Consider the following 11,866-nt stretch of genomic DNA (forward strand, 5'->3'; position numbering starts at 1 on the left):
TCGCCGTTGGTGGCGATCGCGATCAGCATGCTCAGCGTGACGAACGTGAACGTCACGATCCGCGCCATCCTCAGCGTCGCGCCGTCGGTCAGCCGCCGTACCCGCGGCACCAGCACCGGCGCCAGGTCGCGGGTGATCACCGACGAGATCGCGTTCGCGTCGGAGGCCACCATCGCCATCGTGTGCGAGAAGAACCCGGCCAGTACCAGCCCGATCAGCCCGCTCGGCAGCAGCAGCTGCGACAACGCGACGTACGACTGCTCCGGCTTGCCCGGGTGTACCAGCAGCGGCGCCGCGCACATCGGGATGAACAGGATCAGCGGCCAGACCAGCCACAACGCGGACGACAGCAACGCCGAACGCTTCGCCTCGGAGCCGGACGGTGCGGCCATGTAGCGCTGCGCCAGGTTCCACATGCCGCCGTTGTACTCGAACGTCTTGATGAACAGGAACGCGATCAGGAAGATCGGCGTGTACGGCCCGTTCAGCGCGTGCCCGTGCCCGGCCGGCAGCTGGTCCCACATCTTCCACAGCGTCGGTACGCCGTCCAGGTGGCGCAGCACGCCGATGAACATCGCGACACCGGCCGCGAACTGGATCACGAACTGCCCGAAGTCGGTGAGCACGTCGGCCCACAGCCCGCCGAGCGTCGCGTACAGCATCGTCACCACGCCGGTGAGCAGGATCCCCCACCGGATCGGCACGCCGGTGAAACCGTTCAGCAGTACGGCGATCGCGACCCACTTGGACGCGATGTCGACGACCTTCAGCGCGGCACCGGAGTACGCGAGCGCCTGCTGGGTCGGCAGGTTGTACCGGCGGGCGAGGTACTCCAGCGGCGACACGACCCCGTGTTTCGCGCGCAGCCGGTTCCATCGCGCCGCGAACAGGAACGCGCCGATCCCGACGCCGATGCCGATCGTCATTGCCCACCAGACGTAGACGGTGATGCCGTACGAGTACGCGACCGCCGCGAACGCGACGAACATCACCGCGCTGTAGCCGGACATGTGGTGCGAGATGCCGGACAGCCACCAGGGGATCCGGCCTCCGGTCGTGAAGTAGTCGACGACGGTCTTGATCTTGGTGCGCGACCAGACTCCGATCAGCACCATCAGCACGAAATAGCCGACCAGGACCGTCCAGTCCAATCCGGTCATCGGGGATCCTCCCAGGGGCGTTGGGCGAGTCCTTGAGAGGTTCCACCGAACAGAACCAGGTGTCAAGAGACGGAACTTGGAACATTTCGTGGGCCTGTTCCAGCGTTGACAGGCTGTTCTGCCGAGTAGAACCTTGTTCCGTGACTTTGCAGATCAGGCACGCCACCCATCCCGAGCAGCTGCCCGGCTTCGACACGGCCGCACTGCGCCGCCACTACCTGGTGGACGACCTCTTCGTCCCCGGCGCCGTCACCGCGGTGCTCACCCACCACGACCGGATCGTGCTCGCCGGCGCGCTTCCGGCCGACGGCCCGCTCACCCTCGGCACCTACCCGGAGCTGCGCAGCGAGTACTTCCTCGAACGCCGCGAGGCCGGCATCGTCAACGTCGGCGGACCCGGCACGGTCACCGCGGACGGCACGAAGTACGAGCTGACCACCGGCGCCTGCCTGTACGTCGGACGCGGCGTCCGCGAGGTCGTCCTCGACGGACCCGGCGCGGCGTACTACGTGTTCTCGGCGCCCGCGCACACGACGTACCCGACCGCGCTGATCAACCCGGGCGAGGGCAACCGGATCGAGGCCGGCGACCAGCGGACCGCGAACCGGCGGACGATCGACCAGTTCATCCACGCGGACGGCGTGCGGAGCTGCCAGATCGTCCTCGGCGTGACCACCCTGCACGCGGGCAGTACCTGGAACACGATGCCCGCGCACACCCACGACCGGCGCACCGAGTGCTACCTGTACTTCGGGCTGCCGGAGACCGAGCGGATCGTCCACCTGCTCGGCGAGCCCGACGAGACCCGGCACCTGCTGGTCGCGGACCGGCAGGCGGTCATCTCGCCGAGCTGGTCGATCCACTCCGGCTGCGGCACGTCGTCGTACAGCTTCGTCTGGGCGATGGCGGGCGAGAACCAGGCGTTCGGCGACATGGACGGCGTCGACGTCCGGGACCTGCGGTGACGTCGTTCGGTCTCGAAGGCCGGACGGCGCTGGTCACCGGGGCGCGGCGCGGGATCGGGGCCGCGATCGCCGCCGGGTACGCCGCGGCCGGCGCCGAGCTGATCCTGCTGGCCCGGGACGCGGCGCTCGAGGACACCCTGGAGGCGATCAAGCGGAACGGCGGGGGCGACGCGACCGTGGTGCTCGCGGACTTCGCCGACCCGGCCGCGGTGGAACGCACGGCGCTGCAGATTGTCGACAATCGGAACGTCGACATTCTGGTGAACAACGCCGGCACGATCCGGCGGGCGCCGGCCGCCGAGACCACGACCGCCGACTGGCAGCACGTGATCGACGTGAACCTGAACTCGACCTGGGCGCTGACCAGGCCGATCGGGGCCGCGATGGCACGCCGGGGAGCCGGGAAGATCGTCACGATCGCGTCGCTGCTCAGCTTCCAGGGCGGGATCCGGGTCCCGGCCTACACCGCCGCCAAGCACGCGGTGGCGGGACTCACCCGCGCACTGGCCAACGAGTGGGGCCCGGCCGGGGTCCAGGTGAACGCGATTGCCCCCGGGTACATCAGTACCGACAACACCGCCGAACTGCGGGCCGACCCGGACCGCGAGGCCGCGATCCGGGAGCGCATCCCGGCCGGTCGCTGGGGACGGCCGGAGGACGTCGTCGGCGCCGCGGTCTTCCTCGCGTCCGCCGCGGCGGACTACGTCAACGGGCACGTACTCGCCGTCGACGGTGGCTGGCTGGCGAGATAGGGGTGGCAGGATGTCCGACATGAGTTCGCCCTCGGCCATCGACAAGACGCTGATGGTGCTGGACGCCGTACTGGAACACTCGCGATTCACCGACGTGGTGAACGCGACCGGCCTGGCCAAGTCGACCGTGCACCGGATCATGGCCTCACTGGTCGAGCACGAGTTCGTCACGCAGGCCGAGGACGGGTCGTACCACCCCGGCCCGAAGGCGCTCCGGCTCGCCGGGCACGCGCTGACGAACGTCGACCTCGCGACGGTGGCCCGCCCGGTGCTCGCTGACCTGGTCGCGCAGACCCGCTGCACGGTGCACGTCGGACTGCTGAACGGCGACGAGGCGATTTACGTCGCGCGGCTGGACGGCCCGAAGCCGTACCGGATGCCGTCCCGGGTCGGCAAGGCGATCTGGCTGCACTGCACCGGCATCGGCAAGGCCCTGCTCGCCGAGAAGGACGACGAGGCCCTCGACGTCCACATCACCCGGACCGGGCTGCCCGCCCGTACGCCGCTCACGCACACGACCGCCGCCGCCCTGAAAGCCGACCTCGCCCAGACCCGGTCCCGCGGCTACGCCCTCGACGACGAGGAGAACGAGCCCGGGATCCGCTGCGTCGCCGCGGTCATCCACGACCACACCGGCGCCGCGATCGCCGCGGTCAGCATCTCCACGCTCTCACTGGAGCAGTCGATCGCCCAGGTCGCCCTGATGGCCCCGGCCGCCCTCGACGCCGCCCGCAAGATCTCCGCCGCCCTCGGCTACCGCGAACCCACCGGCTGACGGGCAGCAGCCCACCGCACCACCGGCATGAACAGCGCGCCGACCACCGCGAACCAGATCCCCAGCACGATCCACCCGGGTACGCCGAGGCCGAGCGGAAGCAGCGTCATCACACTGGGCGCCACCATCGAACTGACCGACGTACTGGTGTTCCACACGCCCTGGTACTGCCCCTGCGCATGCTCGGCCGCGAGGTCGAACCCGAGCAGGAACGAGCCCGAGGACTGCAGCAACTCCCCCGCGACCTGCACCGCGGCGGCCACCGCCAGCACGGCGATCGCGGCCGCGGCCGCACCCACCGACGCCGTCGCGAACAGCACCATGGATGCCATCAGCAACAATCCCCCCGTCCGGGTGGCACGCGCGGCGGACGCCGTGTCCACGATCCCGCGCGCGGCCCGGACCTGGAGCACCGCGACGCCGGCCGCATTCACGATCAGCGGCAGCGCGGCCGCCCAGTGCGGCGCGTTCGTGTGGTCGACCACCCAGAGCGGGATCGCGACGTCGATGACCGAGTAGTGGATCGAGATCGCGGCGTTCAGCCCCGACACCGCGAGGTAGCCACGATCGCGGAGCGCCGTCCACACCGGTCCGTCGGTCCGCGGCCGCGGCGCCACCCGCGGTACGGCGAGGACGACGAGCGCCGCGATCACGCCGAGGACGACGTACACGCCGTACATCAGCCGGTACGACGCCGGCGTACCGAAGGACAGCGCGATCGCGCCGAGGCCGGCGCCCGCGGTGACGCCGAGGTTGGTCATCGAGCGCAGGTACGCGCGGGCCGCGACACGCTCGGGACCCTGCGTGACACCGGCGATGAGCGCGAAGCGGACGGCGTTCGCGCCGCGGTCGAGCACGGTCACGACGGACGCGACCGCGAGGAACTGCCAGAACGTGCCGATGACCGGATAGAGCAGGGCGACGAGGGCCCCGATCAGGCTCAGGACGACGAAGAGCGTGCGCGGCCCGCGACGATCCGCGAGGTGACCGAACGGGATGCTCGCGAGCAGGCCGAACAGTCCGGCGACGGTGAGACCGAGGCCGACCTGCGCGATCGACAACCCGACGATCCGGTGGAAGTAGAGCACGCTGATCGTCATCAGCAGCCCGTTGCCGACCCGGCTCAGCAGGGTCGCGAGGGCCAGCGGGCGCAGCGGGCCCGGAGCCGGCAGGAGTTTCCGCACCGGCTCATCATCAGCTATCTGCGACTAAGTCGCAATAAGCATGTGACGCCGATACTCAGGCGCGGGCCGCGACGCGTTGCGCGTTCGCACGGATCTCGCCCATCAGGTCGACGCCGGAGTCGAGCATGCGTTGCATCTTCGCGGGATCCTCGAGGGCGAACATGAGCGCGACCGTGACCTCGTGGTCCGGCCGGGCGACGACCTCGATCGGGTCGCCGGCGCCGATCGAGCCGGTGCGGAGCACCTTCAGGTACGCGCCGGGGCGGCCGGCCTGGTGGAAGCGCTTGACCCACCGCGGGATCTGCATCCGGTGCTGGAACGTGATGCACGGGATCCGCGGCGCGCGCACCATCACCTCGACCTCCGGGCCGATCCGCCAGACCTCGCCGAGCAGCGCGCCGTTCACGTCGACCCCCTCGGTGCGGAGGTTCTCGCCGAACAGGCCGGTCGGGATGTCGCGGCCGAGTTGCCCGGACCACCAGTTCGCGTCCTCGTCGGCGTACGCGTAGAGCGCGAGGTCCGGGCCGCCGTGGTTCTTGGTGTCACACACCCGGTCGCCGGCCAGCCCGAGCTCGCCGACCCGGACCCGACCGGACTGCGGCCGCTTGTCGATCGCGGTGAAGCCGGTCTCCTTCGGCCCCGGGATCAGCTGCTCCACCACGTTGACCGTCAGTACCCGCATACCTGCATCCTCTCCCGCGACGGCAGGCGTTTCCACCGGTTTACCGGGGTTTGAGCGGGAGTACGGCGATGATCAGCAACGTCGCCGCGGTCGCGGTGGCTCCGATCCAGGCGGCGGCGCCGTACCCGGACTCGTGCGGGAAGACACCGGTGGTGTGGGCGGCGAGGATCAGCCCGCCGAGAGCGCTGCCGGTGGAGAATCCGACGCTGCGGACGACGGCGTTCACGCTCATCGCGCTCGCGGTCTCGGCCGGCGGGGTGACCGCGAGGATGACCGTCGGCATCGCGGCGGAGAAGGCTCCGACGCCGAAGCCGAGGATGCCGATGGCAACGATCGGCTCGGCGAGGTGGGAGCGGGCGAGCGCGAAGAGTACGAACGCCGCCAGGACGAACGCGGTACTTGCCGCCAGCAACAGGCGGGCGCCGAGGCGGTCGCGCCACTGCGGTACGAGCCGGCCGGCGACGAAGCCGAGGACCGAGAACGGGACCAGGACCAGCCCGGCCTGGAAGGTGTTCAGGCCGAAGCCGTACCCGGAGGCCGCCGGGGTTTGCACGTAGCGGGTGATCAGGCTGAAGAGCAGGTACATGCCGACGCCGCCGGTGAGCATCACCAGGTTCGCGGCGGCGACCGCGGGGTGGCGGAGCAGTTTGATGTCGACGAGTGGGTGCTCGGTGCGCAGTTCGAGGAACGTCCAGCCGATCAGGAGCAGGATCGCGGCGAGCAGGACGCCGACGGCGAGGGCGGGGTGGTCGGTCCAGAGGGTGGTCTCACCGATCACCAGCAGCACGGCCGGGAGGGCGATCGCGAGCAGGATCGCGCCGCGGACGTCCAGGCGGGTCGCGAGGCGGGCGGGGGCGTGCGGGAGTACGAGGAGGGCCGCACCGAAGGCGGCCACGGTCATCAGCAGGCCGAGGCCGTACGCCGCGCGTACGCCGGCCCAGTCCGTCAGCAGACCGGACAACGGGTAGCCGATGCCTATGCCCGCGGTCGTGGTGACGGACAGCAACGCGATCGTCCGCGTCGCCCGGTGTTCGTCGAGGTGGTCCCGCGCCACGGCCATCATCAGTACGACGAGGCCTAGCCCGGAGCCCTGCAGTGCGCGGCCGACCAGCAGAAACGCGAACGGCAACGGCAGTACGGTCAGCAGGCTGCCGACCACCTCCGCCCCCAGCATCCACAGCACCACACTCCGCCGCCGCGAACCGGCCCCCAACCGCCCGAACACCGGCGTCGCCACGGCCCCCGCCAGCAACGCAATCGTCAACGTCCACTGCGAAGCCGCCAGCGAAACCCCGTAAGCCCCAGCCACCGCCGTGATCAACGGCGCCCCGAGACTCCCGATCACCGCCCCAACCAACCCCACAGAAACCAGGAATCCCACCAACACCCCGGGCTTGGTCATTGGTTCGTCGTGGTGGTGATGTGGGTGAAGAGGCCGGGTTTGATGCGGGTTCTGGCTTGGTGGGACCAGGGTTCGTCTACCTGGGGGAGGTCCAGGGCGGCGTTGGTGTTGAGGAGTTGGCCGAAGGCCAGGAAGGCCTTCACCGTGACCGGGTCGAGCTGGGCGGTGTCGGCGACGGACTGCCAGAGGCGGGCGAAGCTCGCGCGGACGGCGTCGCGGACCTCGCCGTCACCGGCGGCCGCGGCGGCGGTGCCCTGCAGCTGGAGGAGCAGCGTCGTACGGTCGGCGAGCATGTCGTTGTACTCCTGCCCCATCGCGGTCAGCGCCTGGATCCCAGTGGTGCCGCCGGCGGCAGCGACCATCGCGAGCCGCATCCGCTCGAACGCCGCGTCCACGCACTCCAGGAACAGCAGCTTCTTCGTCCCGAACATCCGGAACACGTACGCCTGGGTGATCCCGGCCCGGCGCGCGATCGTCTCCGTCGACGCGCCGTACAGCCCGGCCCGGGCGAACTCCTCCTCCGCGATCGCGAGCACCTGTTCCCGCCGCTCCCGCCCACTCATCCGTGCCGGTGCCATGCCTCGAAGTTAGTAGGTAGTAACTACTAACCACAACCTGCCGGCCCTGTCTTCCGCATTACATTTACAAGTGTATATTTACGAGCGTAAACATCAGAATGGAGTGGACATGACAGACCAGCGATTCACCCGCCGGCGAGTGGTCACGACCGGCGCCGTCGCCGGCGTGGCGGCCGCCGCGGCGGGCGCGGCCGCGGGCGTGGCGTTCGTCCAGGGCGGCGACGCCCCGGCGCCGATGGAGGCCTCCGCCCGCCGCCGCTTCGAGAACAAGGTCATACTGATCACCGGTGCGACCAGCGGGATCGGCCGCGCGGCCGCCCTCCTGTTCGCGGCCGAGGGCGGCAAGGTCGGCTTCTGCGGCCGTCGCGAGCAGCTGGGCAAACAGGTCGAGGCGGAGATCCGGGCCGCCGGCGGCGAGGCGACGTACCTGCGCGCGGACGTCCGCGCCGAGGACGACGTGCGGCGCTTCGTCGACGGGATCGCGGCGAAGTACGGCGGGCTCGACGTGTGCTTCAACAACGCCGGGATCAGCATCGAGCGGCCGCTGCACGAGTACACGACCGCCGAGTGGGACGACGTGACGAACACCAACCTGCGGGGCAACTTCCTGGCGCTCAAGTACGAGGTGCCGCACCTGCTGAAGCGCGGCGGCGGAACCGTGGTCGTGACCTCGTCCTCGAACGCGATCGCCACCACCGAGAAGCGATCCGCCTACACCGCCACCAAGCGCGGGCTGGTCGGCCTGGTCCAATCGGCCGCCCACGACTACGCGGCGCGCGGCATCCGGATCAATACCCTGATTCCCGGCACCACCAACACCGAGCTCGTCCGCCGGCTGGCCGGCATGATGAACGTCCCCGACCCGGTCTGGAACGCGCTCGCCGCGAACTGGGGCAAGGCCCATGTCCGAGGCCTGCAACGGATGGCAACGCCGAACGAGATCGCGGTCTTCGCGCTCGCGCTCGCATCCGACGACTTCCCGTACCTGACCGCCTCCCAACTCGTCATCGACGGCGGCAAGACGGCGTACGCCGGTTAGCCGAGCACCTGCCGGACGAGTCGGTCGACGTACCGCTCCTCGTTCGGCAGCTCGAACCACGGCATCGCGACACTCAGCTGCGCCCGACCGTGCAGCGCGAGCCACAGCTCGATCGACGTCTCGCGTATCTCGTCGGGCGAGGCATCCCGCAGTACGGCGCCGACCGCGTCGATCAGCGGCTCGAAAGCTGTCCACCCGAGCTCCACCAGCTCCGCGTCCGGCCTGCTGGGCGCGTCCGTACGCCGGTGCGCGTGGAACATCACCGCGTACCGCCCGACGTGTTGCCGCGCATACGCGAGATAGGCGAGCGCCAACGCCCGGACCCGGTCGCGGCCGTCGCCCGGCACCGCCGTCAACCGGTCCCGAAGCTCGCCGAAGAACCGGGCCTTCACCGCCCGCAGGAGCTCGGGCAGATCGCTGAAGTGCAGATAGAGCGCTGTCGGGCTGACCCCGGTCGCCGCCGTCACCGTGCGCACCGAGAGCGAGTCGACATCCTGAGTCTCGAGCAGCTCGGCCGTCGTCGTCACCAGCGCATCGCGCAGGTCGTCGCCGGACCCACGAGGGCTCCGGGCACGACGGTTGGCGACGGTCACCTTGGTGAGTTTAGACGGATCGCCATCACTGACCAACGATCGCCGACAGCCGCGACCCATCCCGCGAACGGGCCGCTGGCAACGGTTGGTCAGTGGTGGAGATCCGGGCTTCAGTCCTGGATGGCCTTGACGATCGCGATGTTCCGGGTCAGCCAGTCCTGGGGCAGCGACTCGTCGGGGCTGGTGGACTCGAGGGTCCACAGGACGTTCAGCATCTGCCGGACGATCACCCAGTCGCGGGCGCGGTCCTCGTCGAACCCGGCCGCGTCGATCGCCGTCCAGAACCGCTGCCGGACCGCGAACCGCAGGTCGGGCGCGGCCACGACCTCGTCCCAGCGGTTCCAGATCAGCGGGGCGACCTCGAAGTGCGGGTCGCCGGACAGCGGTTTCGGGTCGATCACCAGCCACGGTTCGCGGTCCGCGGCGAGCATGTTCTCGTAGTGCAGGTCGGTGTGGATCAGCCGCCCGTCGGTGGCCGGGTCCGCGACGAAGTCGGTGGCCAGCGAGATCGCCTGCTCGACTAACCGGTGCGGCACCGGCGCCGAGGCCGGCAGCTTCCGGAGCCGCTCGACCCAGCGGGCCAGCTCGCCGGACAGCGTCCGGTACTGCGGACCCGCCGGGACGTGCAGCCGCTTGTAGGTGCCGCCAACGATCTCGCAGGCGTCCAGCGCGTCGATCGTGGTCAGGTCACGCGGGTGCAGCCGCTCCAGCAGTAGCGCGAACCGGCGCGGGTCGGCGCGCAACAGCTGCACGGTGCCGTTGCCGGCCCAGTCCCGCAACGCGAGGTGCTCGGTCTCCGCCTCCCAGTGCGGGAACTGCACCTTCAGCACCGCACTCTTGCCCTCGGCAAGCACCGGTACGACGAGCGCGCAGTTGCCGTACGCCGCCGTACCGTCGACCTGCAGGCCCCACTCGTCGAGCAGCTCCCGCACCAACCGCGGCAACCGATCCAGCCAATCGGCCCAGTCCTGCCCACGAGAAGCGACAACCAGCAGCCCGTCGGGGATTGCGACCGGCACCTACTTCTTGCCTGCTTTCTCGCCCGTGTCGGTGGTGCGGAGGGCGGCGATGAAGGCCTCCTGGGGGACCTCGACGCGGCCGACCATCTTCATCCGCTTCTTGCCTTCCTTCTGCTTCTCGAGCAGCTTGCGCTTCCGCGTGATGTCACCGCCGTAGCACTTCGCCAGCACGTCCTTGCGCATCGCGCGGATCGACTCGCGGGCGATGATCCGGGACCCGATCGCGGCCTGGATCGGCACCTCGAACTGCTGCCTCGGAATCAGTTCCTTCAGCTTGCCGGCCAGTGCGACGCCGTACGCGTAGGCGTTGTCGCGGTGCACGATCGCGGAGAACGCGTCCACCGTCTCGCCCTGCAGCAGGATGTCCACCTTGACCAGCGCGGCCGCCTGCTCGCCGGTCGGCTCGTAGTCCAGCGACGCGTAGCCCTTGGTCTTGGACTTCAGTTGGTCGAAGAAGTCGAACACGATCTCGGCCAGCGGCAACGTGTAGCGCAGCTCGACCCGGTCCTCGGACAGGTACTCCATGCCGAGCAGGTTGCCCCGCTTGGACTGGCAGAGCTCCATGATGACGCCGATGTAGTCCTTCGGGCTCAGGATCGTCGCGCGGACGACCGGCTCGAAGATGTCGGCGATCTTGCCTTCCGGGAACTCGCTCGGGTTGGTGACGACGAACTCCTTGCCGTCCTCCATCTCGACCCGGTAGACCACGTTCGGCGCGGTCGAGATCAGATCCAGGTCGAACTCGCGCTCGAGCCGCTCGCGGACGATCTCCATGTGCAGCAGCCCGAGGAACCCGCAGCGGAAGCCGAACCCGAGCGCGCCCGAGGTCTCCGGCTCGTACTGCAGGGCGGCGTCGTTCAGCTGCAGGCGCTCCAGCGCGTCCCGCAGCGTCGGGTAGTCGTCGCCGTCGATCGGAAACAGACCGGAGTACACCATCGGCTGTGGGTGCTTGTAGCCGCCGAGGGCCTCGGTCGCGCCGTGCACCGACGAGGTGACGGTGTCACCGACCCGGGACTGGCGGACGTCCTTCACGCCGGTGATCAGGTAACCGACCTCACCGACGCCGATACTCTGCGTCTTCATCGGCTCCGGTGAGATCACGCCGACCTCGAGCATCTCGTGCACCGCGCCGGTCGACATCATCTTGATCCGGTCGCGGTGGATCAGCTCGCCGTCGACCACCCGGACGTAGGTGACCACGCCGCGATAGGTGTCGTAGACCGAGTCGAAGATCAGCGCCCGCGGCGGTGCGTCCTTCACGCCCTTCGGCGGCTCGACCTGGGCAACGATCTCGCTCAGCAGCTCTTCGACACCCTCACCGGTCTTCGCCGACACCTTCAGCACGTCGGACGGGTCGCAGCCGATGATGTGTGCCAGCTCAGCCGCGTACTTCTCCGGCTGCGCGCTCGGCAGGTCGATCTTGTTCAGCACCGGGATGATGTGCAGGTCAGCGTTCAGCGCGAGGTACAGGTTCGCCAGCGTCTGCGCCTCGATCCCCTGCGCCGCGTCGACCAGCAGCACGGCGCCCTCGCACGCCTCCAGCGACCGGGACACCTCGTACGTGAAGTCGACGTGCCCGGGCGTGTCGATCATGTTCAGGATGTACGTCGTACCGTCCGGGGCCAGCAGGCCGCCCGGGGTGTCCGGGCCGGGCGTGAACGGCAGCCGGACCGCCTGCGACTTGATCGTGATGCCGCGCTCGCGCTCGATGTCCATC

The 11,866-nt window shown here is 69.6% G+C and carries 12 protein-coding genes; 4 read left to right on the top strand and 8 right to left on the bottom strand.

Features of this window, described 5'->3' with window-relative positions; genetic code table 11:
• On the bottom strand, window positions 1-1,160 hold a 1,160-nt coding region (locus tag VFF46_RS25140; protein WP_325039668.1), incomplete at its 3' end, for a sodium:solute symporter family protein.
• 140 nt (window positions 1,161-1,300) lie between these two features.
• Here VFF46_RS25140 and kduI point away from each other — a divergent pair.
• The 3 genes from kduI to VFF46_RS25155 are packed head-to-tail and all read left to right on the top strand — an operon-like array spanning window position 1,301 to window position 3,652.
• The gene (gene kduI / locus VFF46_RS25145; RefSeq protein ID WP_325039669.1) at window positions 1,301-2,125 is read left to right on the top strand and encodes a 5-dehydro-4-deoxy-D-glucuronate isomerase; all 825 of its coding nucleotides are present in this window, start codon (window positions 1,301-1,303) and stop codon (window positions 2,123-2,125) included.
• On the top strand, window positions 2,122-2,877 hold the full coding sequence (locus VFF46_RS25150) for an SDR family oxidoreductase (protein WP_325039670.1): 756 nt from the start codon (window positions 2,122-2,124) through the stop codon (window positions 2,875-2,877). The genes kduI and VFF46_RS25150 overlap by 4 nt, the downstream gene beginning before the upstream one ends.
• A gap of 19 nt (window positions 2,878-2,896) precedes the next feature.
• Window positions 2,897-3,652, top strand: coding sequence for an IclR family transcriptional regulator (locus VFF46_RS25155; RefSeq protein WP_325039671.1), 756 nt, complete (start codon window positions 2,897-2,899; stop codon window positions 3,650-3,652).
• Here the strand turns inward: VFF46_RS25155 and VFF46_RS25160 are convergent.
• The 4 genes from VFF46_RS25160 to VFF46_RS25175 are packed head-to-tail and all read right to left on the bottom strand — an operon-like array spanning window position 3,631 to window position 7,498.
• The gene (locus VFF46_RS25160) at window positions 3,631-4,836 is read right to left on the bottom strand and encodes an MFS transporter (protein ID WP_325039672.1); all 1,206 of its coding nucleotides are present in this window, start codon (window positions 4,834-4,836) and stop codon (window positions 3,631-3,633) included. The genes VFF46_RS25155 and VFF46_RS25160 overlap by 22 nt on opposite strands.
• A gap of 55 nt (window positions 4,837-4,891) precedes the next feature.
• Entirely contained in the window at window positions 4,892-5,518 is a 627-nt protein-coding gene (locus VFF46_RS25165) for an MOSC domain-containing protein (protein WP_325039673.1), read from the bottom strand.
• A gap of 40 nt (window positions 5,519-5,558) precedes the next feature.
• Window positions 5,559-6,920: an MFS transporter gene (locus VFF46_RS25170; protein WP_325039674.1), complete on the bottom strand. Its 1,362-nt coding sequence runs from the start codon at window positions 6,918-6,920 to the stop codon at window positions 5,559-5,561.
• Entirely contained in the window at window positions 6,917-7,498 is a 582-nt protein-coding gene (locus VFF46_RS25175; protein WP_325039675.1) for a TetR/AcrR family transcriptional regulator, read from the bottom strand. Before VFF46_RS25175 ends, VFF46_RS25170 begins: the two co-directional genes overlap by 4 nt.
• A 109-nt stretch (window positions 7,499-7,607) precedes the next feature.
• Here VFF46_RS25175 and VFF46_RS25180 point away from each other — a divergent pair, with 109 nt between their 5' ends.
• Window positions 7,608-8,537: an SDR family NAD(P)-dependent oxidoreductase gene (locus tag VFF46_RS25180; RefSeq protein WP_325039676.1), complete on the top strand. Its 930-nt coding sequence runs from the start codon at window positions 7,608-7,610 to the stop codon at window positions 8,535-8,537.
• Here VFF46_RS25180 and VFF46_RS25185 read toward each other — a convergent pair.
• The 3 genes from VFF46_RS25185 to lepA form a co-directional block, all read right to left on the bottom strand.
• Window positions 8,534-9,130 (bottom strand): TetR/AcrR family transcriptional regulator, encoded by a 597-nt coding sequence (locus tag VFF46_RS25185; protein ID WP_325039677.1) that lies wholly within the window; start codon window positions 9,128-9,130, stop codon window positions 8,534-8,536. The genes VFF46_RS25180 and VFF46_RS25185 overlap by 4 nt on opposite strands.
• Window positions 9,131-9,240: 110 nt before the next feature.
• Window positions 9,241-10,149, bottom strand: coding sequence for an aminoglycoside phosphotransferase family protein (locus VFF46_RS25190; RefSeq protein ID WP_325039678.1), 909 nt, complete (start codon window positions 10,147-10,149; stop codon window positions 9,241-9,243).
• Window positions 10,150-11,866, bottom strand: a 1,717-nt coding sequence (lepA, locus tag VFF46_RS25195) for a translation elongation factor 4 (protein WP_325039679.1), incomplete at its 5' end; no start/stop codon positions are given.

This window comes from Kribbella sp., from assembly GCF_035655035.1.
Taxonomy (GTDB): Bacteria; Actinomycetota; Actinomycetes; order Propionibacteriales; family Kribbellaceae; genus Kribbella.